The organism is Tardiphaga sp., assembly GCF_044340795.1.
In the GTDB taxonomy this organism is placed as follows: domain Bacteria; phylum Pseudomonadota; class Alphaproteobacteria; order Rhizobiales; family Xanthobacteraceae; genus Tardiphaga.
In genome coordinates this window covers 1-23927 of record NZ_JBIISY010000090.1, presented here as the reverse complement: position 1 = coordinate 23927, position 23927 = coordinate 1, and the positions used below count along the sequence as shown (strand labels likewise).

The 23927-nt window shown below is 63.2% G+C and carries 29 protein-coding genes; 14 read left to right on the top strand and 15 right to left on the bottom strand.

The window, feature by feature from the left end; translation table 11 throughout:
• Positions 1 to 226 precede the first annotated feature (226 nt).
• Positions 227 to 679, top strand: a complete 453-nt coding sequence (locus ACIQ17_RS16195; RefSeq protein WP_398470081.1) for a PPC domain-containing DNA-binding protein — start codon at positions 227 to 229, stop codon at positions 677 to 679.
• A gap of 9 nt (positions 680 to 688) precedes the next feature.
• On the opposite strand, the gene ACIQ17_RS16190 is transcribed toward ACIQ17_RS16195, so the two are convergent.
• The 10 genes from ACIQ17_RS16190 to ACIQ17_RS16145 form a co-directional block, all read right to left on the bottom strand.
• Positions 689 to 883, bottom strand: coding sequence for a hypothetical protein (locus ACIQ17_RS16190; RefSeq protein ID WP_398470080.1), 195 nt, complete (start codon positions 881 to 883; stop codon positions 689 to 691).
• A 106-nt stretch (positions 884 to 989) separates the two neighbouring features.
• Positions 990 to 1226 carry a hypothetical protein gene (locus ACIQ17_RS16185; protein ID WP_398470079.1) on the bottom strand — a complete coding sequence of 79 codons (237 nt, stop codon included), beginning with the start codon at positions 1224 to 1226 and terminating at the stop codon, positions 990 to 992.
• 116 nt (positions 1227 to 1342) lie between these two features.
• Positions 1343 to 1507, bottom strand: a complete 165-nt coding sequence (locus ACIQ17_RS16180) for a hypothetical protein (RefSeq protein ID WP_398470078.1) — start codon at positions 1505 to 1507, stop codon at positions 1343 to 1345.
• A gap of 19 nt (positions 1508 to 1526) precedes the next feature.
• Positions 1527 to 2138 carry a flavodoxin family protein gene (locus ACIQ17_RS16175; RefSeq protein ID WP_398470077.1) on the bottom strand — a complete coding sequence of 204 codons (612 nt, stop codon included), beginning with the start codon at positions 2136 to 2138 and terminating at the stop codon, positions 1527 to 1529.
• Positions 2139 to 2172: 34 nt separating this feature from the next.
• A complete protein-coding gene (locus tag ACIQ17_RS16170; RefSeq protein WP_398470082.1) occupies positions 2173 to 3063 on the bottom strand; it encodes an SDR family oxidoreductase in 891 nt (296 codons plus the stop codon).
• 205 nt (positions 3064 to 3268) lie between these two features.
• Positions 3269 to 3727, bottom strand: coding sequence for a low affinity iron permease family protein (locus tag ACIQ17_RS16165; RefSeq protein WP_398470076.1), 459 nt, complete (start codon positions 3725 to 3727; stop codon positions 3269 to 3271).
• A gap of 62 nt (positions 3728 to 3789) precedes the next feature.
• Positions 3790 to 3981 (bottom strand): hypothetical protein, encoded by a 192-nt coding sequence (locus ACIQ17_RS16160; RefSeq protein ID WP_398470075.1) that lies wholly within the window; start codon positions 3979 to 3981, stop codon positions 3790 to 3792.
• A gap of 54 nt (positions 3982 to 4035) precedes the next feature.
• Complete coding sequence (locus tag ACIQ17_RS16155) at positions 4036 to 4263, bottom strand: DUF2171 domain-containing protein (RefSeq protein WP_398470074.1); 228 nt, start codon at positions 4261 to 4263, stop codon at positions 4036 to 4038.
• 67 nt (positions 4264 to 4330) lie between these two features.
• Positions 4331 to 4543 (bottom strand): hypothetical protein, encoded by a 213-nt coding sequence (locus ACIQ17_RS16150; RefSeq protein ID WP_398470073.1) that lies wholly within the window; start codon positions 4541 to 4543, stop codon positions 4331 to 4333.
• Positions 4544 to 4586: 43 nt separating this feature from the next.
• Positions 4587 to 4715: a hypothetical protein gene (locus ACIQ17_RS16145; protein ID WP_398470072.1), complete on the bottom strand. Its 129-nt coding sequence runs from the start codon at positions 4713 to 4715 to the stop codon at positions 4587 to 4589.
• A gap of 233 nt (positions 4716 to 4948) precedes the next feature.
• On the opposite strand from ACIQ17_RS16145, the gene ACIQ17_RS16140 reads away from it, so the two are divergent.
• Positions 4949 to 6391, top strand: a complete 1443-nt coding sequence (locus ACIQ17_RS16140; RefSeq protein WP_398470071.1) for an amidase — start codon at positions 4949 to 4951, stop codon at positions 6389 to 6391.
• A gap of 60 nt (positions 6392 to 6451) precedes the next feature.
• Here ACIQ17_RS16140 and ACIQ17_RS16135 read toward each other — a convergent pair whose 3' ends face one another.
• Positions 6452 to 7765 carry an acyl-CoA dehydrogenase family protein gene (locus ACIQ17_RS16135; protein WP_398470070.1) on the bottom strand — a complete coding sequence of 438 codons (1314 nt, stop codon included), beginning with the start codon at positions 7763 to 7765 and terminating at the stop codon, positions 6452 to 6454.
• Between the two features lie 49 nt (positions 7766 to 7814).
• Between ACIQ17_RS16135 and ACIQ17_RS16130 the strand changes: the two genes are divergently transcribed.
• From ACIQ17_RS16130 to ACIQ17_RS16120, 3 genes are all read left to right on the top strand, one after another.
• The gene (locus tag ACIQ17_RS16130; protein WP_398470069.1) at positions 7815 to 9215 is read left to right on the top strand and encodes an amidase; all 1401 of its coding nucleotides are present in this window, start codon (positions 7815 to 7817) and stop codon (positions 9213 to 9215) included.
• A 156-nt stretch (positions 9216 to 9371) separates the two neighbouring features.
• On the top strand, positions 9372 to 11363 hold the full coding sequence (locus ACIQ17_RS16125) for a methyl-accepting chemotaxis protein (RefSeq protein ID WP_398470068.1): 1992 nt from the start codon (positions 9372 to 9374) through the stop codon (positions 11361 to 11363).
• A gap of 83 nt (positions 11364 to 11446) precedes the next feature.
• Complete coding sequence (locus tag ACIQ17_RS16120) at positions 11447 to 11938, top strand: hypothetical protein (RefSeq protein WP_398470067.1); 492 nt, start codon at positions 11447 to 11449, stop codon at positions 11936 to 11938.
• Between the two features lie 22 nt (positions 11939 to 11960).
• Here ACIQ17_RS16120 and ACIQ17_RS16115 read toward each other — a convergent pair whose 3' ends face one another.
• Positions 11961 to 12899 carry a LysR substrate-binding domain-containing protein gene (locus ACIQ17_RS16115; protein WP_398470066.1) on the bottom strand — a complete coding sequence of 313 codons (939 nt, stop codon included), beginning with the start codon at positions 12897 to 12899 and terminating at the stop codon, positions 11961 to 11963.
• 343 nt (positions 12900 to 13242) lie between these two features.
• On the opposite strand from ACIQ17_RS16115, the gene ACIQ17_RS16110 reads away from it, so the two are divergent.
• The 3 genes from ACIQ17_RS16110 to ACIQ17_RS16100 are packed head-to-tail and all read left to right on the top strand — an operon-like array spanning position 13243 to position 15595.
• A complete protein-coding gene (locus tag ACIQ17_RS16110; RefSeq protein ID WP_398470065.1) occupies positions 13243 to 14016 on the top strand; it encodes an SDR family NAD(P)-dependent oxidoreductase in 774 nt (257 codons plus the stop codon).
• 34 nt (positions 14017 to 14050) lie between these two features.
• Positions 14051 to 15250, top strand: a complete 1200-nt coding sequence (locus tag ACIQ17_RS16105) for an ABC transporter substrate-binding protein (RefSeq protein ID WP_398470064.1) — start codon at positions 14051 to 14053, stop codon at positions 15248 to 15250.
• A gap of 57 nt (positions 15251 to 15307) precedes the next feature.
• The gene (locus ACIQ17_RS16100) at positions 15308 to 15595 is read left to right on the top strand and encodes a DUF1330 domain-containing protein (protein WP_398470063.1); all 288 of its coding nucleotides are present in this window, start codon (positions 15308 to 15310) and stop codon (positions 15593 to 15595) included.
• Between the two features lie 6 nt (positions 15596 to 15601).
• On the opposite strand, the gene ACIQ17_RS16095 is transcribed toward ACIQ17_RS16100, so the two are convergent.
• The 3 genes from ACIQ17_RS16095 to ACIQ17_RS16085 form a co-directional block, all read right to left on the bottom strand.
• Positions 15602 to 16903 (bottom strand): PQQ-dependent sugar dehydrogenase, encoded by a 1302-nt coding sequence (locus tag ACIQ17_RS16095; protein WP_398470062.1) that lies wholly within the window; start codon positions 16901 to 16903, stop codon positions 15602 to 15604.
• Positions 16904 to 17140: 237 nt separating this feature from the next.
• Positions 17141 to 18109 carry a tripartite tricarboxylate transporter substrate-binding protein gene (locus ACIQ17_RS16090; protein WP_398470061.1) on the bottom strand — a complete coding sequence of 323 codons (969 nt, stop codon included), beginning with the start codon at positions 18107 to 18109 and terminating at the stop codon, positions 17141 to 17143.
• 74 nt (positions 18110 to 18183) lie between these two features.
• Positions 18184 to 19257, bottom strand: coding sequence for a tartrate dehydrogenase (locus ACIQ17_RS16085; RefSeq protein ID WP_398470060.1), 1074 nt, complete (start codon positions 19255 to 19257; stop codon positions 18184 to 18186).
• Between the two features lie 199 nt (positions 19258 to 19456).
• On the opposite strand from ACIQ17_RS16085, the gene ACIQ17_RS16080 reads away from it, so the two are divergent.
• The 6 genes from ACIQ17_RS16080 to ACIQ17_RS16055 all read left to right on the top strand — a co-directional run.
• On the top strand, positions 19457 to 20362 hold the full coding sequence (locus ACIQ17_RS16080; protein WP_398470059.1) for a LysR family transcriptional regulator: 906 nt from the start codon (positions 19457 to 19459) through the stop codon (positions 20360 to 20362).
• Positions 20363 to 20420: 58 nt separating this feature from the next.
• Positions 20421 to 20615, top strand: a complete 195-nt coding sequence (locus ACIQ17_RS16075) for a twin transmembrane helix small protein (RefSeq protein ID WP_398470058.1) — start codon at positions 20421 to 20423, stop codon at positions 20613 to 20615.
• Positions 20616 to 20630: 15 nt separating this feature from the next.
• Positions 20631 to 21203: a cob(I)yrinic acid a,c-diamide adenosyltransferase gene (locus ACIQ17_RS16070; RefSeq protein WP_398470057.1), complete on the top strand. Its 573-nt coding sequence runs from the start codon at positions 20631 to 20633 to the stop codon at positions 21201 to 21203.
• Positions 21204 to 21331: 128 nt separating this feature from the next.
• A complete protein-coding gene (locus tag ACIQ17_RS16065) occupies positions 21332 to 22081 on the top strand; it encodes an electron transfer flavoprotein subunit beta/FixA family protein (RefSeq protein WP_398470056.1) in 750 nt (249 codons plus the stop codon).
• The gene (locus ACIQ17_RS16060; RefSeq protein ID WP_398470055.1) at positions 22081 to 23013 is read left to right on the top strand and encodes an electron transfer flavoprotein subunit alpha/FixB family protein; all 933 of its coding nucleotides are present in this window, start codon (positions 22081 to 22083) and stop codon (positions 23011 to 23013) included. Before ACIQ17_RS16065 ends, ACIQ17_RS16060 begins: the two co-directional genes overlap by 1 nt.
• Before the next feature lie 257 nt (positions 23014 to 23270).
• On the top strand, positions 23271 to 23927 hold a 657-nt coding region (locus ACIQ17_RS16055; protein WP_398470054.1), incomplete at its 3' end, for a 3-hydroxyacyl-CoA dehydrogenase NAD-binding domain-containing protein.

Genomic DNA, 23927 nt, shown 5'->3' with positions numbered 1-23927 from the left:
AGGCTCATAACCTGAAGGTCATAGGTTCAAATCCTATCCCCGCAACCAAACATTCCTGATCATTCCACGTCAGACAGTTATGAGCTGTTTCGAAAAGCCGCCGTCTTCGGCGGCTTTTTCCGTTGGATCTGTCCTCTTTTCCGCTCCAAGCGGCATGATGTCCGGGCCCGGAACGGCGCCGGGTCCGCATCGTTCACCGTCTGCGAATGACAACGGAGATGGATGGATGAAGGGCAAACTCGTTTCTGCGGATGATGGCGTGAAGACCCATGTGGTCGTGCTGGAGACCGGCGAGGAAGCATTCGAGGCGCTGACCAGATACGTCAACGACGCCGGGATCGCTGCAGCATCGCTCACGGCGATCGGGGCCTTCAAGCAGGCGACAGTGGCGTTCTATGAATACGAGACGAAGTCCTACAAGGATATTCCGGTCACCGAAGCGTCCGAGGTGCTGAGCCTGCTCGGCGACGTGGCCGTGGGCGATGACGGCAAGGCCAGCCTGCATCTACATGCAGTGCTCGGCCTGGCGGACGGATCGGTGCGTGGCGGGCATTTCGTCAAGGGCATCGTGCGGCCGACGCTGGAGGTCATCCTCACCGAAACGCCGGCATGTCTGCGGCGCAGGAAGCGCGACGATCTCGGCATCGCGCTCATCGATCTGCAGGAGAGCCGATCGTGATGCGGGCAATCAGGCGACCGCGGTCGGCTTGGGCGGATGCGCCGTGCGCGGATGATGATCGTGCAGATAGGTGGCGAGCGCATTGGCGATGACGCCATCGTCGATCGCGGCCTTGAACAAAATCTCTTGCGCGCCGGGAGGAAGATCTGTCCATATCTTCAATGCCGCCCGTCCGAGCAGGGCTGAGATCTGTACGTCGTCCATGGCAATGCTCCCTTTGCGAAGTGACTGGCGAATGCTTGACGCGACAGACCGCGCGGTTTGGAGCGCCGCGCGGTCTGTCTGATGGGAATAACGAAAAGGACGACAGTTATTTCTTCATGCCGTCCTTTTTCATCATGTCGTCCTTCTTCATCATGTTGTTGTCCTTCTTCATCTTCGCTGAATCCGGGCGATCAACGGCAGTACCGGTGCTCGTGGTACCAGGCTGATTGACGCCGGCGCCCGTGGAGCCGGGCTGCGGGGCGCTCGGATTGGCGCCGGACTGGGCGAAGGAAGCGGAGGCCGAAAGGGCGACGATGGCAGTTGCGATAACAAGCTTGTTCATATGCATGATTCCTGTTGGGGGCACGCGGGCTCAATAAAGGACATGATGCCTTGTTCCGCCTGATCGGAAGGCGTGATCAACTTCTCGCCCGCAGTTCCGGAGAAAATCCATCACGATCAGGAACGCGGCGGCGGTTCGTCCGGATGATACCGGCGGTCGTCGTGCGGCCATGCGGTACTTGGCTCGGGCCGTGATGCATCGTTCTCGTCCAGTTCAGTCTTGTCCACGGACAGGCCAAGCAATTCGGCTTTCAGTGATCGGTAGAAATCTCCGATGATCATGGCTGTGGTCCTTTCCTGCCTATGAGGCAACGCCCGGATAGCTGGAGGTCTTCAACAGGCGGGCCAGATGCGCAGCATTGGCTGCGAGCATCTGGGTTGCCTGTTCGGTCGCCTTGAATGGCGCCTTGAGATCCTTGTAATCGACCGAACCCATCGCCTCGCCGACCCAATAGGTCCCGCCACAGGACGGCACCGTGAAGCCGACATCGTTCAGCGCCTGAAAAATCTCTGCATGGCAATGATGCGCGCCATCCTCGTTGCCGACCACGGCGACGATGGCGACCTTGCCGAAAGACGGCATCCGGCCCTTGTCGTCGGTCTCGCCGAGAAAAGCATCCAGGCGTTCGAGCACGCGCTTGGCAACGCTCGACGGCTGGCCCAGCCAGATCGGCGTGCCGATGACCAGGATGTCGGCGGCGATGATGCGCGAGCGAATTTCTGGCCAGTCGTCGCCATCGCCTTCATCGGACGTCACCCCGGGCTTGATGTTGAATTCCGTCATCCGCAGGCTTTCACCACGGACGTCATGCGTGGCGAGCTCGCGCAGCATTTCTGTGAGCAGTTTGTCCGTCGATGACGGTTCGCTGCCCGGCTTCAATGTGCAGTTCAACGCGATGGCGGTAAGGGTCATGGGGGCCTCTGCTAATGTCATCGCCAAGCACGCGTCACGGCTGGCCGGAGCCGCCTGCTGCGCCGTAGACTTGGCCTGTCGCATAACTGGCATCGGCCGCTGCAAGCTGCACATAGATGGAGCCAAGCTCTGCGGGCTGGCCCGGCCGGCCCAGCGGCGTCATGCTGCCGAATTGCTCCAGCTTCTCCATGGTGGCGCCGCCGGAGACCTGCAACGGCGTCCAGATCGGACCCGGCGCGACGGCATTGACGCGAATGCCACGGGGCGCGAGCTGCTTGGCCAGTGACTTCACATAGCTCGTCGTCGCAGCTTTGGTCTGCGCATAATCGTAAAGTTCGGGTGAGGGATCGACGGCCTGTACCGAAGACGTGCCGATGATCGCCGAGCCCGGCTTCAGATGCGGCAGGGCCGCCTTGATGATCCAGAACGGCGCATAGACATTGGTCTTCATGGTGTCGTCGAAATCCTGCGACGACACATCCATGATGGATTCCCGCGTCTGCTGGCGCGCTGCATTGCTAACGAGGATGTCGAGGCCGCCGAGCTCCTGCACCGCGCGCGCCACGAGGCTGCGGCAGAAGGTTTCGTCCTTGAGATCACCGGGCACGCCGATGCCGACACGGCCTTCGGCCTTGATCAGCTTGATGACGTCGTTGGCGTCGGGCTGTTCGGCTGGCAGATAGTTGATCATCACATCGGCGCCCTCGCGCGCAAAGGCGATCGCGGCGGCGCGGCCCATGCCGGAGTCGCCGCCCGTAATCAGTGCCTTGCGGCCTAGCAGCCGGCCGGAGCCGCGATAGCTCTGTTCGCCGTGATCCGGTGGGGGATTCATGTCGCGTGCAAGGCCCGGCCACGGCTGCGTCTGTTGTTTGAAGGGCGGCTTCGGGTACTTGCCGCGCGGGTCGTCCATCGACGGGGATGTCATTGATTGCTTCACGGTTGCGGCGGCGGGTGTCGCGATCGCGGCCAGGCTCACCATGCCGGCACCGGCCTGCGCAAAGGCGCGACGCGTCAACAGGCGCGCGACGCGATCAGTTGAAATTGGTTTAGTCATGCTGTTCTGCCGGTCAGTCGTGTCGACAAACCGGGATTGCCTGCATCGTTCCGATCGCGAGGCGCAGCGTGGCGGCTTAACTCACGGCCTTGTCGGCAGCCGTCCTGGCGCGGTCGCCCATGCGCTCGACACTTTTGTCGCCAGCTTTCTCGGCCTTGGCGCGCTGCTCGCATTTGGCGCGGATGTCTTCCAGTTCTTCGTCAGTCAGATGCTCGATGCCGACCAGCGAATTGCGGGCGGCGCTGGTGCGGATCAGCTCATCCAGCTTCACCTGAATTGCAGCACTGTCGCGGTTCTGGGAATTCTGGATCAGGAAGACCATCAGGAAGGTCACGATCGTCGTGCCAGTATTGATGATCAGTTGCCATGTATCGGAGTAATTGAAGATCGGGCCGGTGATTGCCCAGACAATGACGACGCCGGCAGCGATGATGAAAGTCGTCGCGCGACCGGCGGCTTGCGATGTAACATTGGCGATCTTGCCGAACAGTCTGTCGGCGGGGCCTGATTTGTCGTGATGCTTCGAGCTGCCCATCGCGGTTCCCTACAGAGTCGGGAACACTCAACGCTGTGTTTTCGGGCGGGTTCCGCGCGACGCTAGCCCGTCGGGTTGCGTCCAGTACGCGGATTGAGCGGCGGCGATGCCTCGCGCTCCAGCCGGAGAGGGACCGGATTCTCCCAGACCTGTTGCAGATGACCATCCTCGTCGGCCCTGAAATAGGGCTCCTTTCCGACTGGCGTCACCGCATCATATGCGCCGTTGCGCTTGTCCGTGTAATCGTCGGGCATGATGTGCTCCTTCGATGAAGGGCCGTCCGGCGATGCCGGACGGCCGATCCGCAATCAGCCGGCCCAATGTGCGGTCACTTCCGCGGCAGGCTTGTTGAGATGCACGTGGGTATCGACATGATCGACCCAGTCGAGCGGAATGAAGTGATGATGCGCGCCATCCGGCGAACTCGATTTCGTCAGCTTGATCTGGTCAGAGCCTTCGAGATGATCGACCTTGCCGACGGTTTTCCGGTCGGCCGAGATGACGTCCATGTGTTCCTTGATGTTCGACGTATCCATCGCAATGTCCTCGTTGGGATTGAGACGATTGCAACAAGCGACATCGGGAAAGGTTGCTGCGCCGCCTCTAGTTGACGCGCGACGGTAGTGTCCATTGCGAAGCCGTCTGCGTATTGGCACTCTCGCCAGCGCACGGTTCGATCACATAACCATCCGCCAGGATCTGCTTGTCGCCGACCATGTCGGTGAGGCCAGCTTCTTCTGCGTGGCGCCACGCGTCCTCATAGGTCGGATAATCGCGGCTCAGCTTCGTCTTGTCTTCGAACAGGGCGTAAGGCATGGCTTGCTCCCTCATGCGGTAGCTGATGTACTGATATCTTGAGCTACATCCGGAAATAGGCAAATAGCGCCAGCACGACCAGCGCGCCGAAGAAGATCCAGACCAGCAGGCCGAGTGACAGCGTCTTGGCCTCGGATGGTGTGTGTCCCGCGGATTGTTCTTCAGGAAGCATGCGACCCTCGCTGGTTCCCGCTCATTACGAACAGCAAGTGCAGGTGCGCGCTTTTACTGTCCAGACAAGCAGGCAATCCGTGAGGATGTGATCCGTTCCTCCTGGAAAGCGCTGCAACCGGCGGCATTCGGAATTGTGGGAGGTTCCATTCCGGCCACGCCATTGCGCGGCGCAAGCCCGATTGGCTTTATGCATGCGAGGGCACGAGCCCGACAAACAGTGAAAGACCTGCAATGCGTAACGTGGACTACGAGAAACTTGATGGCCTCGCGCTGGCGGACCTCCTGGCGCGGAAGGAAGTCAGCTCCGCAGAACTGATGACGTGTGCCATCGATCTCGCCCGCAGCAGGGGCGCGGCCCTCAATGCAATCAGCTATGAGCGCTATGATGAATCGCTCGTCATCGCCAGGACGTGGACTCCGCGCGGGCCGTTCGGTGGCATTCCGTTCCTGCTCAAGGATACGGCCGTAGCGCATGTGCGCCTGCCGACGAGCTCGGGCTCTCGTCTGCTCCGCGACACCACCTATGCGCGCAACGCTACACTAGCCGATCGCTTCGAGAGCGCCGGCCTGATTCCCTTCGCGCGCACCACCGTGCCGGAATTCTGCATGGCCGCGACCACCGAGGCTGCGTGCAATGGCGGGCCGACGCTTAATCCGTGGGACCCAACGCGCTCGCCCGGCGGCTCGAGCGGCGGTGCGGCAGCGGCCGTAGCCTGCGGCATCGTGCCGGTCGCGCATGGCAGCGATGGCGGCGGTTCGATCCGCATTCCGGCTGCCGCCTGCGGCGTCTATGGTCTGAAGGTTTCGCGCGGGCGCCTGCCGATGGGGCCATTCCGCGGCGAAGGCTGGGGCGGCCTCGCCAGCGACGGCGTCCTGTCGCGCAGCGTACGGGACACGGCGGCAGCGCTTGATGCGACCTGCGGCTATGAGCCGGGTTCACCTTATGCCGCGCCGCCTGCGCCGGACTCGTATCTCGATCTCATCAAGCGCGCGCCCGGACCTCTGCGCATCGCGGTGTGGCGTCAGGCATGGAACGACATTCCGGTCGCTGCAGAGTGCGTGGCAGCTGTCGACCATGCGGTGGAATTGCTGCGCGCTGCCGGTCATGAGCTGATCGACAGCGCTCCGCCCGAGCTGGATTACGATGCGCTGGTTCAGTCACATGCGGACATGCTGTCCGCCAATATCGTCGTCAGCGTGGATACGCGCCTCGGCCTGACCGGCAAGGCCCTGCAGGACGACGATCTCGAGCCGGTGATGCGCAACGGCTACGACTACGGCAAGACGATCTCGACCTCGCAATATATCGGCGCCGTTGGTCGCTTCCATGCCGTGGGCCGCATCCTCGACGCCTATATGCAGGACTACGACCTGCTGCTGACGCCGGCTTTGACGCAACTGCCGCCCAAGCTCGGCTATCTCAGCATGCGGGAAGGCACCTATCTCGATTTCCGGCGCAAGATCGCGCGTTACGGAACGTTTGCGGCGATCTTTAACGCCACCGGACAGCCGGCGGCGAGCCTGCCTGCACTGTGGACGGAGAGCGGCCTGCCAGTCGCCATTCAGTTCGTCGGCCGCTTCGGGCGCGAAGATCTGGTGCTGCAGGCCTCGGCGCAGATCGAGCAGGTGCAGCCCTGGGCCCATCGCATTGCCCGGCCTGCATCGCAGGCGTGATGTGATCCCGTGCAAAAAAGAAAGCCGCCGAAATCGGCGGCTTTCTCATCGTGTGTCGTCTCAGTGCTGCGCGGCTTTCCAGTCGCGTTTGATCTTCTTGGCGAGCGACCATTTGTGCACCTCGGTCGGGCCGTCATAAATGCGGAAGGCACGGACTTCACGGAAGGCCTGTTCGACGATGCTGTCGCCGGAGACACCCATGCCGCCCATCACCTGTACGCAGCGATCGGCGATGCGCATCAGCGCTTCGGAAACGGCGACCTTCGCCATCGAGCTTTCATTGGTGCCAAGCGAACCGCCATCAAGCACGCTGGCGCACCAGTCGATCATCAGCTCACATTGCTTGATGTCGATCAAGTTCTCCGCCAGCATGAAGCCGACGCCTTCGTGATCCACCAGCGGCTTGCCGAACGCGTTGCGACGGCAGGCATAGTCGGATGCGATTTCGTTGGCGCGCATGCACAGGCCGAGCCAGCGCATGCAATGCGACAGCCGCGCCGGCGAGAGCCGGATCTGCGCATATTTGAAGCCCTCGCCGGAGGCGCCGAGCATCTGGTCGGCCGGGACGCGGAGATTGTCGATCTCGATTTCGGCGTGGCCGCCGGGCATCGAACTGTCGATGGTCTCCAGCACGCGGACGATGCGGATGGCGGGATCGGGCAAGTTGACCAGGAACAGGCAGGCGCCGTCATCGGACTTCGCCATCACGATGCCGACCTTGGCGCCATCCGCGCCCGTGATGAAGGTCTTGCGGCCATTGATGACCCAGTGATTGCCGTCGAGCTTGCAGGTGGTCAGCATCATCGACGGGTCGGAGCCGGCGCCGTTGTCGCCGGCGGGTTCGGTCATGAAGAAGGCTGAACGGGAGGCGCCGGAGACGAGCTGGTCGAGGAAGCGCTGCTTCTGCTCCTTGGTGCCGACCTTGCCGAGCAGATACATGTTGCCTTCGTCCGGCGCCATGGTGTTGCAGGCGAGCGGGCCGAGCGGCGACAGGCCGGTCTTGATCAGCGCAATCGCCGTCTCGCGCTGGGTGAAATGCGAACCGTCCGGCAGGATATGCGGCGTCAGCACGCCGGCCTTCCGCGCCTTGTCGCGCAGCTCCTGCACCAGTTCGTCGCTCGGGCCGTGACTGCCGCAGCGCGGGTCCTTCTCGTAAGGGATCACCTCGTTGCGGATGAAGGTCTCGATCCTGGCGGCGATCGCCTGGGCGCGCTCGGTCATCGTGGCGGTGTCCTCGGTCGTTTCTGTGTCGGTTTTCTGCCGGTCGCGGGCCGGCATCTTCATGCAGATGGTTGTGTCGGGGACGGTGGCCGGCGTCAACCGCAGCGGCTGCATTCCGTCATGCGGGGTCCGCTCTGCGCGGTCTTGACCCACGCCGAGATCGGGGCAGCATGGGGCTGTAAGACAGATGGGGAATGACGACATGTCGGATCGCGATCAACTGAGCTTTCTCAACGCCGGCGAGCTCGTCGCGGGATACAAGGCAGGCACGTTCACGCCGAGCGACGTGGTCGAATCCCATCTCGCGCGCATTGCTGCGCTGAACGGCGCGGTTCACGCCTTTATCGATGTCTATGCCGACGAGGCCCGCGCAGCCGCGGCGCAATCGACGCAACGCTACCGGGACGGCAAGCCCTTCGGCGCGCTTGATGGCGTGCCTGTCGGCGTCAAGGACCTGATCGAGATTGATGGCAAGGTCTGCACCGCGGGCTCGGCGACGCGAAAGGGCCGCGTGGCGGAGCAGACGGCGACCATCGTCAAGAAACTCGAGGCGCGGGGCGCCATCGTGCTCGGCAAGGTGCATACGGTGGAATTCGCACTCGGCGGCTGGGGCACCAATCAGCATCTCGGTGCGCCCCGCAATCCGTGGAATGCCGAGGTGCCGCATACGGCCGGCGGCTCCAGTAATGGCTCTGCGGCGGCCGTGGCGGCGCGGCTGGCGACCATCGCCATCGGCACCGATACCGGCGGCTCCGTGCGCGGGCCGGCCGGCTTCAACAATCTGTTCGGTCTGAAGACGACATCGGGGCGCATCAGCCTGCATGGCATCGTGCCGCTGTCGCCGTCGCTCGACACGGTGGGGCCGCTGGCGCGCTCGGTGCATGATGCGGCGCTGCTGTTCCAGGCGATGCAGGGGCCGGATGTGCGCGACCCCACCACGCTGGATGTCACGCCCATCGATCCGTTTGCCGAACTGGAAGACGGCGTGAAGGGCCTGACGCTCGCGGTGATCGATGCGCGCGAGCGCAAGGCGGTCGATCCGGAGCTCCTCAAGGCCTATGATGCGGCTATCGAGGTCTATCGCTCGCTCGGCGCCACTATTGTCACCATCGATCTGCCAAAGCCGCTGCCGGAGTTTTCGCGCGCGGCGGAGATCATGATGGGTGAAGCCTATGCGATCCATGGCGCGGTGGCGGATGATCCGTCGTCACCGATGGATGATGGCGTGCGCACCCGCGTGCTTGCCGGCAAGATCGATGCGAAAGCCTATATCGAGGCCCGCTGGCGCGCGCAGGCGGACAGGCAGGCGATGCTGCAGGCGTTCGGCGCAGCGGATGCATTGCTGGCGCCGACCTCGCAGGTGCCGCCAATACCACTCGCTGAGGTGGATGAAGCCACCACGCCGGCGACGCTGACGCGTTTCGTCAACCAGATCGGCTTCTGCGGGCTTGCAATCCCGATCGGATTCACCTCGAAGACGTTGCCAACGTCGCTGCAGATCGTCTGCCGTCCGTATCAGGAGGCTCTCGCATTGCGGATCGGCCGCGCGCATGAAGCGGCCACCGACTGGCACACGCGCGTGCCACCTATGGCGAAGCTATAAGCGCTCGTGACGCGTTGATGACGTGACGATGTCACATCACCGAATCCGACGGAAATAAACATCTCACATCCATGGCATTGCGCCGTGGATGTTTAGCTCTTGTTAGAAGCGACGAATTATCCGGTGCGCGAAATTCCAATCGTTGCATCGGATCGCATGTCAAAACACATCACTTCCCCTCGAAAATCCTTCCGCACCTTGATGCCGCGCGTCGGTCTGCGCGTGCAGATTGCGTCGCTCGGATTGCTCAGCGTGGTTGCGATCGGTGCGATCTGCCTTGCGGGTCTCCACTTCGATGCACGGGCACAAGCGGAGTCCGATCATGCGCTGAAACTGCGTCATGAAGTGGCGGCTCTTGCCACGGGCTATCTCGAAGCCGGCCAGGTTGCCAATGCCTTCATGCGCACGCGGGAGGAGGGCAATGTCGCGCGGCACGAGCAGATCGTGGAAACGCTTCTGGCAGGCCTCGCCAGCATCGAAACCGTGATGAAGCAGTCGGTTGATGGCGACGACGCCAAGAGCGACAGCGCACTGCGGTCGGGCCTCAGCATCTATCGCACGCGTTTCAACAACATCGTCTCCATGCAGCGCCAGTTGGGACTGAAGGAGAGCGAGGGCCTGCAGGGCCGGCTACGCAATGCCGTGCATGAGGCGGAGACGAAGCTTGCCGCACATGATGTGCCGCGCCTCACTCAATTGATGCTGATGATGCGCCGGCACGAGAAGGACTTCATGCTTCGCGGCGGCGACAAGTATGGCGAGGACTTTGACAAGCGGCAGGAGCAATTCGCCAAGGCGCTGCCTGAATCGGCGCTGCCGAAAGCCGTGCAGGACGAGATTGAAACCGCGATGAAAGCCTACAGCCAGAGTTTTGCCGGTTATCAGGTGACCCAGAGCCTGCTGAATGACGAGATCGCCGATTTCGCCACCGTGTTCCAGCGCAACCGTCCGGGCCTCGACGCACTGATCAAGACCGCGGATGAGCGTTACGCCACCGCTGGCGCACGCGCGGCCGAGGTGCGTCAGATGATGACCTGGGCGATTGCCGGCGCGACGCTGTTGATTGGACTGCTCGCCGCCATTTTCGGCCAGCGCATCGCCAATGCCGTGGCCGGCATGACGCGCGCCATGCAGGAACTTGCCAAGGGTGATTTCACGGTGGTGCTGCCCGGCCTCAACCGTGGCGACGAGATCGGCGCCATGGCGCGGGCGGTGGAGAATTTCAAGCTGGTGGCGCGTGAGAAGGCCGAGGAGGAGACTCGCACCAAGATGCGCGAGGTGGCTGATGCCGCCGAAAACCGGCGCGCTGATATGGAGCAAGTCGCGGATCAGTTCGAGCGCGAGGTCGGCCGTATCATCGAACTGGTGGCGACGGCGTCGCATGAACTGGAAGCCGAAGCCGGTTCGATGTCGCAGACCGCCAGCACTGCGCAGGATCTGTCGGTAAAGGTGGCGCAGGCGTCGGAAGAAACATCCTCCAGCGTGCAGTCGGTGGCGTCGGCCAGCGAGCAGATGGCCGCATCGGTGGTGGAGATCGGCCGCCAGGTGCAGGCCTCGTCGCAGATCGCCGGCGAGGCGGTGGAGCAGGCGCGGATGATGGACGACCGGGTGGCGCTGCTGGCTGCCGCGGCCACGAAGATCGGCAATGTCGTGCAGTTCATCTCGAGCATCGCGTCGCAGACCAATTTGCTGGCGCTGAATGCCACCATCGAAGCGGCGCGCGCGGGCGACGCCGGCCGCGGTTTTGCGGTGGTGGCGTCCGAGGTGAAGGCGCTGGCGGCGCAGACATCGAAGGCGACCGACGAAATTTCAAAGCAGATCTTCGACATCCAGTCGGCAACGCAGGATTCCGTCGGCGCCATTGCAGCGATCGGCGGCACCATCAACCGCATGTCGGAAATCGCCTCGTCGATCGCCTCGGCGGTGGAAGAGCAGAGCGCCTCCACGCAGGAGATTTCGCGCAATGTCCAGCACGCCGCCCAGGCCGTGATCGAGGTCAGTGCGAATATCGCGCAGGTCGAGCGCAGCGCCAGCGACACGGGTGCCGCGTCAGGTCATGTGTTGTCCGCAGCGCAATCGCTGTCAGGGGACAGCGGGCGGCTGAAGGTCGAAGTGGGAGCGTTCCTGCAGCGGGTGCGGGCGGCATAAGGTCGCTGCCGTTACGCGGGCTACGGTATCTTTACACAGTCTCGTTAGGCCTGTGCCCGCATATCCGTTCGGAGCAAGTCGCCATGTCGAGGTCACGCACGCCCTTTTGCGGCTTCCTGTTGAGCGTTCTTGCCGTACCCGCAGTGGCCGAGACGGCCATAAAGCCGGTGCCGCCGTTCGAATGCCAGAAGTTCGCAGTGCTACTCGGCAAGGCCAGCGGTATGAAGCTCGATGGCAGCGAACAGGATGCGCCGACTTATCCCGACGGCTTGCGCGGCAAGGCGTGCCGGATGAGTGCAAGCGCCACCGGCCTGACCGTTCCGTTCGAAAAGGCCGAGAGCAGGATCGACGCTGCGCTGAAGGGACTGAAGGGCTGGGCCCATGACGGCGCCTATGATGCTGATGGCCCGCTCGCCACGACGAAAGTCTTCGCGAAGGATGAGAAGCGCGTCGTCTATTCGCTCGCGAAAGAGCCGCCAAAGGGCAGCTGCACGGACGACCGTCCGATCGGCGATTGCAAACTGGCTGCGAAGCGCTGGGTCTGGAGCTTTTCGGCTTCGGTTTACATGCAGTAATTCGCAGTCCGCAGGAACCAGGTCACCTCGCCGGCATGACCCCTGCGGTCGGCGCGTTCGCGCCGAAACGCGGCATCCGGTGCCTGGCCGCAAGTGCGCGGAAATTGCGTGACGCGGCGGTTTCCCATTTCGGCGCGTGGGCGATGGCGAGCGAGATCGGTGCCATGGCTTCCAGATCGGACAATTCGCGGAAAAGGACGTTGCAGGGCTGATTGCGGGTGGCAACCGCGGGCACGAGCGCAACGCCGAGGCCACTGTCCACGAGGCTGATCACCGTCTGCACCTGCACCGCCTCCTGCGATATGCGCGGCACGAAGCCAGCGTTCTGGCAGGCGAAAGACAGAATGGCGTGCAGGCTCGGCACGGCGGTGGAGGCATAAGTGACAAAAGGTTCGTCCTGTAGATCCACGAGCGACAGGGATGAGCGTGCAGCCAGCGGATGGTCGCGATGCAGGGCCAGGACGAGGTGATCGTCCTCGATGGTCTGCAACACGCAGTCCGTGGCGCGCGCCACGGGCGCGCGGACAATGCCGAGATCCATGCTGCCTTGTTCGATCTGCGCGAGGATTTCGCCCGAAGTGGATTCCCTGAGTTGAAGCTGCACATGCGGATAGGCCGCGCGATGCGCCGGGATCAGGCGGGGCAATGCGGCATATGTGGCGGTACCGACAAAGCCGATCGATAGCGAGCCCGCCTCGCCCATGGCGGCGGATTGCGCCGCGCGCAGCGCCTGGTCGGCCTCGAACAGCGTCCGGCGCGCATGGTCGAGAAACAATTTGCCAAACGCCGTCAGGCGCATCTCGCGGGTCGAGCGCTCAAACAGCGTCGTGTGCAATGCGTCTTCGAGCTTGCGGATCGACACCGACAGCGGTGGCTGCGCCATATTGAGGCGCTCCGCAGCGCGCCGGAAATTCATCGTCTCAGCGAGCACCACGAACTGGCGCAACTGGCGCAATTCCATTGATATGAAATCCGTATAAATAATTCTCATATCGATATTAGATCGCTGGGTGGCGGCTCGCTACACCTCCATGAGCAAAAAAGTGTCGGGGGGAGACAGTGAGGAAGCGCCGTCGGATCGATCATGCGATCTCCGAGCGTCCCGTGCGCAATCGGGGCGGGCACGCCATGCTTCGCAGTCACCATCTCGTTGATCGCCACCCCGGTCGTGGCCGCGCTCTCTCATCCGCCAGGATGTCGCAGATGCGGATGGCGATCCCCTCCGTAACACTCCGGACATCGGCACGATCGATTCTGCAGGCAAACAATCAAGAACGAACGAGGAAAGGCTCTAGCAAATGAGAATGAAAGACAAATCCGGCCTGGTGACGGCTGCGGCATCCGGCATGGGCCGCGCCGGAGCGCTCCTGCTCGCGCGTGAAGGTGCGAAGGTCTGCATCGTTGATCGCGATGCCGCCGGTGCCGAGGCCGTAGCCAGGGAAATCCGCGATGCCGGCGGCACGGCTTTCGCGATCGGCGCCGATCTGCGTGACGGCAAGGCTGCGACCGAGATCGTCGCACGCACAGTCGCTGAATTCGGCGCGATGGACTACCTCTGGAATCATCTTGGCCATCCCGGCCCCGCCGCCATCGAGGATCTCGACTGGCAGGATTTCGATATTGCCGTGGATCTCAATATCCGCTCCCAGCTCGCGACGACGATTGCTGCGCTGCCGCATCTGCGCGCGCGGGGCGGTGGCTCGGTGCTCTTCACGGCGTCGACCTCGGGCATGTCCGCATCGCAGTTCAGCCCGGTCTATTCCGGCATGAAAGCGGGCGTGATCGGTCTCGTCCGCGGTCTCGCCAAACGTTACGCCAAGGAAGGCATTCGCGTGAACGCCGTCTGCCCCGGCCCGTTTGATACTCCAATGGCGCGCGACTTCGTTGATCGCAAGGACCAGCCTGCGACCAAGGGACAGGACCGCGAGGCGCTGGTGCAGAAATTCGGCTCGTCCACGGCGATGGGGCGCGCCGGCCGGCCGGAAGAGGTTGGCTATGCCGCCCTGTTCCTGCTGTCGGACGAGGCGTCCTTCATCACCGGCGCGCATCTGCCGGTGGATGGCGGCCTGACGGCCTGACGAACAACAAAACAACAACAAAGGAGGAGGAAAGATGATGTTGAAGGGAATGGCCGCCGGCCTCGCATTGATTGCGGCAGTCGACCATGCGCAGGCGCAGGACGGTCCGGTGAAGATCGGCGTGCTGACCGATATGTCGAGCTCGCTGAGCGATACCCAGGGCATGGGCTCGGTAGAAGGCGCGCGTCTCGCGATCGAGGACTTTGGCGGCACCGTGCTCGGCCGCAAGATCGAGCTGGTGCATGCCGACCATCAGAACAAGGCCGACATCGGCGCCACCATCGCGCGCCGCTGGTTCGACACCGAGGATGTCCGGCTGATCGTCGATCTCGGCAACTCGTCGGTGGGCCTCGCCACCCAGGGCATCGCCAAGGACAAGGACCGCATCACCATCGCCACCGGTGCGGCTACGTCGGAGCTGACCGGCAAGGCCTGCTCGCCCAACAGCTTCCACTGGGGTTATGATAGCTACCAGTTCTCTGGCGCCGCGCCTGCGCAGATGGTGAAGGCCGGGCTCGATACCTGGTTCTTCGTCACCGCCGATTATGCCTTTGGCTATGCGCTCGAAAACGACACCCGCAAGGTGGTGGAGGCCGCTGGCGGCAAGGTGCTCGGCTCGGTGCGCCATCCGATCAACACCCAGGATTTCAGCTCCTTCCTGCTGCAGGCACAGGGCTCGGGCGCCAAGGTGATCGCCATCGCCAGCGCGGTGGGCGATCTGCAGAATGCGTTGAAGCAGGGTCAGGAATTCCAGATCTTCGGCAAGAAGCAGGTGCCGTCCGCCATGGCGCTGCTACTCGTCGATGTGAAGAGCGTCGGCCTGCAGGCGACGCAGGGCACCTCGATCAGCACCGTGTTCTATTGGGATCAGGACGATGCGACGCGCGAATTCGCCAAGCGTTTCCGCGCCCGCATGCAGCGTCCGCCGAGCGAGGCGCAGGCGATGAACTATAGCGGCGTGATGCACTATCTGAAGGCCGTGAAGGCCGCGGGCTCGACCGAGACGCAGGCCGTGCTGAAGAAGATGAAGGAAACGCCGGTGGATGACCTGATGACCAAGCAGGCCAAGATCCGGGCCGATGGTCGCCTGATGCGTGACGTTCGTCTTGCCAGGGTAAAGACCCCGGCGGAGTCCAAGGCGGACTGGGATTTCTTCGAGATCGGCGCGACCGTGCCGGGCGAACAGGCGTTCCGGCCGGCGGCCGACAGCGCCTGCCCGCTGCTCGCCAAATAACAGTTCGCGCGCCCGCCAATCAGGCGGGCGCGCCTCTTTCCCGAAACGGAGTTCGCAATGCCCAAAGGCTATATCGTTGGTCGCATCGATGTTCTGGATGCGGAACGCTACGCTGCCTATGTCCCGCTCGCGACGGCGGCCATCGCGGCCTTTGGCGGCAAGGTATTGTCGCGCGGCGGACGCTTCGAGGCCCTGGAAGGGGAGGCGCGGTCGCGCAACGTCGTGATCGAGTTTCCGGACTTCGACGCGGCCTGCGCCTATTTCCATTCACCTGGTTATGTCAAAGCCCGCGCGGCGCGCGCTGGCGCCGCGCATGTCGAGGTCGTGGCGGTCGAGGGCGTGTAGGCGCGCTTACGCGCCCGTCACGCGCCAGATGACATCACCGACGTCATCTGCCACCAGCAGCGAGCCATCGGGCCCGAGGGTCACGCCGACCGGACGCCCGTAAGACACCTTCTCGTCCGGTGCCAGGAAGCCGGAGAGAATATCGCGCGGCGGGCCTGACGGCAGGCCGTTCTCGAACGGGATGAACACGACCTTGTAGCCGGACAGCTTGCTGCGATTCCACGAGCCGTGCTGGCCGATCACCATGCCGTCGCCGAAGCCGGGCAGGGTGCCGGCAGGCATCCAGCACAGGCCCAGCGACGCGGTGTGGCCGCCCAACGCATAATCCGGCTTGATGGCGGTGGCGACCAATGCCGGGTCCTGCGGCACGCGGTTGTCCACGGTCTGGCCCCAGTAGCAATACGGCCAGCCATAGAAGCCACCGTCCCTGACCGAGGTGAGATAGTCCGGCGGCGTTTCGTCGCCGATGCCGTCGCGCTCGTTGACCACAGTCCACAGCGCGTTCGTGGTCGGCTCCCATGCGAGGCCGACGGGATTACGCAGGCCGGCGCCGAAAATGCGATAGTCACCCGTTGTGATATCGAGCTCGTAAACAGCCGCGCGGCCTTTCTCGATCTCCATGCCGCTCTCGGCAATGTTGGAGAGCGAGCCGACGCCGATATAGAGTTTTGTGCCATCCGGGCTCGGCAGGATGCTGCGGGTCCAGTGGCCGCCGGTGCCAAATGTCGTGAGCTTCTTGCCCTGTGCGGTGATCCTGTCGGCGCCCTGCACGTAGGGGAATGCAACGACGCCATCGACATTGCCGACATAGAAAGTCTCGCCGACCAGCGCCATGCCGAAGGGCTGGTTGAGATTCTCCATGAACACCTGCTGCACTTCGGCGATGCCGTCGCCATCGCGGTCGCGCAGCAGGGTGATGCGGTTGGCGCTTTCGCCCAGCGCCTTGGCGCGGCGCATGGTCGCCTGCATGGCATAGCTGAACAGGCTGCCGATACGGCTCGCGACCTGTGAGGACTCGGCGATCAGCACGTCGCCATTGGGCAGCACATTGATCCAGCGCGGATGCTCGAGGCCGGTGGCAAAGGCATTGACCTTGAGACCGGGGGCTGTGGTCGGTTTCTGGCCGGCATCCCAGCCGCGGGCGGTGGGCATCTTCAAGGTCGGGATGGCGCCTTGCGGCTTGGCTTCGGGGATGGCGGGCGCGCTGCCCCAGGCTGCCGTCGGCGTTTCGCCCTGGGCACGGCGCCACAGCACCGCGCCTGCGCCGATCAGCGCGACCACGCGCGCGAAGGTGGTTGTTATCGACATGGAAGTCCCCCGGAGGATCGGGCCGAAGCGGCCGCGCGGGGAATGTTATAAATCAATTTCCCGATGCGGGAATGTCATGACACCCGTGCGTGAACGTCACGTGTGGCCACCCTTCGAGACGCTCGCCTTTGGCGAGCTCCTCAGGGTGAGGGGAGTGTATGTGGCGACGCCCACGCCGTCCCTCATGGTGAGGAGCGCGCCTGTCGGCGCGCGTCTCGAACCATGAGCTGGCAGCCACTAGTCCGCGAACTGCCCAGCGGCCTTGATGATCGGCGCCCAGCGATCGATCTCGCTGTCGAGTTTCGCCTTCAGCGCGGCCGGGGTGGCCTGGTCCTGCGGTACGACATCGGTGTTGATGTCGGTGAAGCGCTTGACGAGATCGGGATCGCGCAGAGAGTCCTGCAGCGCCTTTGCGAGCTTCTGCACGACCTCGTCCGGCGTGCCCTTCGGCGCATAGATGCCGTGCCAGGCACCGACTTCAAACCCCTTCAGGCCGGCTTCATCCGCGGTGGGCAGGTCGGGCATCGACGACAGCCGCGCCTTGGTGGTGACCGCATAGCCCTTCACCAGCTTGTTGCCGATCGGGCCGGTGGTGTTGGTTGTCTGGTCGCAGGTGAGGTCGATCTGGCCGGACATCAGATCGTTCATGACAGGGCCGTTGCCCTTGTAGGGGATGGTCTGAACCTGCTTGTCCATCGCTGTCATGAACAGCATGCCGCACAGATGGGAAGCTGCGCCGAGGCCGGCATTGCCGAAGGTCATCTTGTCGCCGTTGGCCTTGATATAGGTGACCAGCTCCGCCAGCGTGTTCGGTGGCAGGTCTTTCCGCGAGATGATAGTCATTGGCGCATTGGTGATCAGGCCGATCGGCGCGAAGGCGGTTTTGGTGTCATAGGGCAGCTTGCGATACAGCGTCGCCGCGGTGGAAATGCCGATGTGATGGATCAGGATGGTGTAGCCGTCCGGCTCGGCACGGGCTGCGCGCGCGGTGGCGATGGTGCCGCCGGCGCCGGTGGCGTTTTCCACGATGATGGTCTGGCCGAGCGCCTTGCCCATGCTCTGCGCGGTGACGCGCGCCACCGTGTCGGTAGGGCCGCCGGCCGCGAATGGCACCAGCATGGTGATGGGTTTGTTGGGATAGCCCTGCGCGAAGGCGGCGGTGCTCGCCATCGTGAGCGCGAATGCAACTGTGACGGTGGTTTTCATATCATCCTCCCGGACTATTGGTTTTGTTTTATGAAGAACGATCGCCCCGGCCTCACCGGGGCGATCGGAATAAATCAGACGTTCGAACTGTAGATCGCGTCGACCACAGCGTCTGTCACTTCTTTGGTCGTAGCCTTGCCGCCGACATCCGGCGTGATGATGCCGGCTTCGCAGACCTTCTCCACCGCCCGCATCAGCCGCACGGCCGCATCGGGCTCCCCGAGGTGTTCGAGCATCTGTGCTGCGGTCCAGAAACTGGCGACGGGATTGGCGATGCCCTTGCCGGTGATGTCGAAGGCCGAGCCATGGATCGGCTCGAACATCGAGGGGAAGCGGCGCTCCGGATCGATATTGGCGGTGGGCGCGACGCCGAGGCTCCCGGCGAGAGCGCCAGCGAGATCGGAGAGAATGTCGGCGTGGAGATTGGTCGCGACGATGGTGTCGAGGCTCTGTGGCTTCAACGTCATGCGTACGGTCATGGCGTCGACCAGCATCTTGTCCCAGGTCACATCCGGGAATTCCTTCGACACCTCATCGGCGATCTCGTCCCACATCACCATGCCGTGGCGCTGGGCGTTCGACTTGGTGACCACGGTGAGCAGTTTGCGCGGGCGTGACTGCGCCAGCTTGAAGGCGTAGCGCATGATGCGCTGGACGCCGACCCGGGTGAACACCGAGACTTCGGTGCCGACTTCCTCCGGTAGTCCGCGATGCACGCGGCCGCCGCAGCCCGCATATTCACCTTCCGAGTTCTCGCGCACGATCACCCAGTCGAGATCGCCCGCTTCGACGCCGCGCAGCGGCGAGGTGATGCCCGGCAGGATCTTCGTGGGGCGCACATTGGCGTATTGGTCGAAACCCTGGCAGATCGGCAGGCGCAGGCCCCACAGCGTGATGTGATCGGGCACGTCGGGCGCGCCGACCGCGCCGAAATAGATAGCGTCGAATTTCTTGAGCTGCGCCGGGCCGTCGGCCGGCATCATCACGCCGTGCTTGCGGTAATAGTCCGAGCCCCAGTCAAAGGTGGTGACGTTGAATGCGATGTCGCCGATGCGCTTCTGCAGGGCTTCCAGAACGCGGGTGCCGGAGGCGATCACTTCGGGGCCAATCCCGTCGGCCGGAATGGCCGCGATGGAATATTCACGCATGGTCGGGTCTCTGCTGGTGGACGATGGATGGGCCACCCTGCCGCCGGTCCCCGTTCGGCTCAATCGCATTGGATTATACAAATAAATGAGATAATGAAATCGTAGGGCGGATGAGGCGGAGCCGTAATCCGCCGCGGCGTTTCAATTTTGAGTTCGGCCGGCGGATTACGCTTCGCTCATCCGCCCTACGGGAGTGTCTATGGACCTTCACCAGCTCCGTTGTTTCATCACCGCCGCCGACGAGCTGCATTTCGGCCGCGCGGCACAGCGGCTGGAGATGATGCCGTCGGCGCTCGGCCGGCATATCCGCCTGCTCGAGGACGATCTCGGCACCCGCTTGCTGACACGAACCACCCGCAGCGTCGCACTGACCGAGGATGGCACGACCTTCCTGAAACAGGCACGCGATCTGCTGGATCGTGCCGATCGGCTCGCAACGTCATTTCGTGACCGCGTGCGCGCCCGCGCTGCGACCATCCGTGTCGGTGCCATCGACAGCGCTGCTGCGGGGTTGCTGCCGGCGCTCCTGCATGATCTGCGCGAACGCCATCCCGACGTCACGGTGAAACTGGTGGAGGACAAGACGATCCGCCTGCTGCCGCAGTTGCTGTCCGGCCGGCTCGATCTCGCTGTCGTGCGGCCGCCGGTGAGTGCGGACAAGCGCATCGACTTCATGCCGCTGTTTCACGAGACCGCAGTGGTGGCAATGTCGGAGCGGCATCCATTCAGTCAGCGAAAGCGGCTGATGATTGCCGATATCGCGGAAGAACCGTTGATCGTGCCGGAGCGGCGCTCGCGGCCGCATAGCCATGACCTGACCATGAAGCTGTTCGCGGAAGCCGGGCTCGACGCCAATGTCGTGCAGATCGCCGATGAGAAGCAGACCATCGTCAATCTCGTGGCTGCCGAGATCGGCATCGCCATCGTGCCGCGCTGGACGCAGCGCATGGCGGCGCGCGGCGTCTGCTATGTGCCGTTGAAGGTCTCCGGTATGAACCGCCTGCCGCTGGCCGCCGCATGGATCCGCGGCACGCGCGATCCGATGCGGGACAACGTGTTGGCGATGCTGCAGGACAATCTGGAGCGCTACCGGAAGGAGGCGTGAGATCCGGTCTTTTCTGCAGGGATGGCATCCCCCAACCCGCGATGCTATCTAGCAACCCATGGGATCATTCCTTCAGACATTCATCCTTCCGATCGCACTCGGCGCCGTGGCGCTGGTGCTGCTGCTTGGCCTCGCCAACATGATGCGCGGCGGTTCGCCGAACCGCTCGCAGCAATTGATGCGGTGGCGCGTTCTGCTGCAATTCGCCGCCATCGTGTTGACGATGGCGACGCTGTTCTTTCTCGGCCGATAGAACCGGAATTCACTGATGGTCGTTCTCAACAAGATCTACACCCGCACCGGCGATGACGGCACCACCGCCCTCGGCACCGGCGAGCGGCGGCCGAAATACGATCTGCGCGTCTCCGCCTATGGCACGGTGGACGAAACCAATGCCGCGCTCGGCGTGGTCCGCCTGCATCTTGCGCACGCGCCGGAGCTCGATCGCATGCTCGGCCTGATCCAGAACGATCTGTTCGATCTCGGCGCCGATCTCGCGGTTCCCCAGCGCGAGGGCAAGGCGGAGCGGCTGCGGCTGCTGGCCAGCCAGGTCGAAAGGCTGGAGCGGGATATCGACACGCTGAATGCGCCGCTGGCGGAACTGACTTCGTTCATCCTGCCTGGGGGAACTCCGGCTGCCGCGCATCTCCATGTGGCGCGCACGGTGTGCCGCCGCGCGGAACGCATGATGGTGGAACTCGCATCTAATCCTGACGAACCGGTCTCCGACGCTGGTATCCAGTATATGAACCGGCTGTCGGATTTCCTGTTTGTTGCCAGCCGTTCGGAGAACGGCAATGGCGCCAATGACGTGCTCTGGGTACCCGGAGCAAACAGGTAAAAATACCGCGCCTAGAGACCTTCGATTTTCAGGTCTGGCGCGTTGACCCGGTGGGGCGGTGGCTCTAGGTTCCGCGCCAAGTCAGCTGAGAAGCTGCACAAGATCAAAATTCAACCGAAAGAGGATCGATGAAGGTTCTGGTACCGGTCAAGCGGGTGGTCGATTACAACGTCAAGGTTCGCGTCAAGGGCGACGGATCGGGCGTCGAACTCGCCAACGTGAAGATGTCGATGAATCCGTTCGACGAAATCGCCGTCGAGGAAGCCCTGCGTCTCAAGGAAGCCGGCAAGGCGACCGAAGTTGTCGTCGTCTCCATCGGACCGCAGCAGGCCACCGAGACGCTGCGCACCGGTCTCGCCATGGGCGCCGATCGCGGCATCCTGGTGAAGGTCGACGGCACCGTTGAGCCGCTCGCCGTTGCCAAGATCCTCAAGAAGGTCGCGGAAGAAGAGAAGCCGGGTCTCGTCATTCTCGGCAAGCAGGCGATCGACGACGATTCCAACCAGACCGGCCAGATGCTGGCCGCGCTGCTCGGCTGGGCACAGGCGACCTTCGCCAACAAGCTCGTGGTCGAGGGCGACGATGTCACCGTGACGCGTGAAGTCGACGGCGGCCTGCAGACCGTGAAGATCAAGTCGCCTGCGATCGTCACCACCGATCTTCGCCTCAACGAGCCGCGCTATGCCTCGCTGCCGAACATCATGAAGGCGAAGAAGAAGCCGATCGATGAAAAGACTGCCGACGCGCTTGGCGTCGACGTCGCGCCGCGTCTCGAAATCGTCAAGACCTCCGAACCGGCAGGCCGTAAGGCCGGCGTCAAAGTCAAGGACGTCGCTGAACTGGTGTCGAAGCTCAAGACCGAAGCCGGGGTGCTCTAATGGCTATTCTCCTTCTCGCTGATCACGACAACGCCTCGCTGAAGGACTCCACCAACAAGGTGCTGACCGCTGCCACCGAAATCGGTGGTGAGGTGCATGTCCTCGTTGCCGGCCAGAATGCCAAGGCTGCTGCGGAAGCCGCTGCGAAGCTGAACGGCGTCGCAAAGGTTCTGCTCGCCGACAACGAAGCCTATGCCCATGATCTCGCCGAGCCGCTGGCTGCGCTGATCGTAAAGCTGGCCCCGGCCTATGACGTCATCATCGCTGCCGCCACCACGCGGTCGAAGAACACCATGCCGCGCGTCGCAGCTCTGCTCGATGTGATGCAGGTGTCGGAGATCACCAAGGTCGTCGCGCCCGACACGTTCGAGCGTCCGATCTATGCCGGCAACGCGATCCAGACCGTGAAGTCGAAGGACGCCAAGAAGGTCATCACCGTTCGCACCTCCACTTTTGCCGCAGCCGGCGAAGGTGGCAGCGCTTCGGTGGAAGACACCGCGGCGGCCGAGAATCCCGGCCTGTCGACCTTCGTCAGCGAGGACATGGCCAAGAGCGATCGTCCGGAACTGACCTCGGCGAAGATCATCGTCTCCGGTGGCCGTGCCATGCAGAGCCGCGAGAACTTCACGAAGTACATCGAGCCGCTCGCCGACAAGCTCGGTGCCGGCGTCGGTGCTTCGCGCGCCGCGGTGGATGCTGGCTATGCGCCGAATGACTGGCAGGTTGGCCAGACCGGCAAGGTGGTCGCTCCGGAGCTCTATGTCGCCATCGGCATTTCCGGCGCCATCCAGCATCTCGCCGGCATGAAGGACTCCAAGGTGATCGTTGCGATCAACAAGGACGAAGACGCGCCGATCTTCCAGGTCGCCGATTACGGCCTGGTCGCCGACCTCTACCAGGCGGTGCCGGAACTGACTGACGCGCTGAAGTAAAGCGCTCAAACTCGAGCTGTCGTCACCCGGCCATGCGCGCAGTTGCGCGCTAGGACCGGGTGACCCAGTAACCTCCGAAGTTGCGGTGTTTACTGGATCGCCCGATCAAGTCGGGCGACGACAAGGAGAGTTTCGGTGCCACACAACGCACAAATTAACGACATCGGCCGGAGTACCTGACTCCGGCCGGTTTTTTATGGCATGATGCGCGCTTCGGGCCGTGCTATGCGGTCCACGGTTCCACAGATACAGACAAGATGGCGGTTATGATCAAGAAAGTCGGCGTGATCGGCTCGGGCCAGATGGGCAACGGCATCGCGCATGTCGCAGCATTGGGCGGCTTCGATGTGGTGCTGAACGACGTCTCGGCCGATCGCCTGAAGTCTGCGATGGCCACCATCACCGGCAACCTGACCCGTCAGGTCTCCAAGAAGCTGATCACCGAAGACGCCAAGAAGGGCGCGCTGGAGCGCATCTCGCTGGTCGATACGCTGGAAGAACTCGGCAGCTGCGACCTCGTGATCGAATCCGCGGTGGAGAAGGAAGAGACCAAGCGCAAGATCTTCTCGGATCTCTGCGCGGTGCTGAAGCCGGAAACGATTGTCGCCTCGAACACCTCGTCGATCTCGATCACCCGCCTTGCGGCCTCGACGGATCGTCCGGAAAAATTCATCGGCATTCACTTCATGAACCCGGTGCCGGTGATGGAGCTGGTCGAATTGATCCGCGGCATCGCCACAGATGACGCGACCTTCGATGCCTCGAAGGAGTTCGTCAGCAAGCTCGGCAAGCAGATCGCCGTCTCCGAGGATTTCCCGGCCTTCATCGTCAATCGTATTCTTCTGCCGATGATCAATGAAGCGATCTATACGCTGTATGAAGGCGTGGGCAATGTCGAAGCCATCGACATGGCG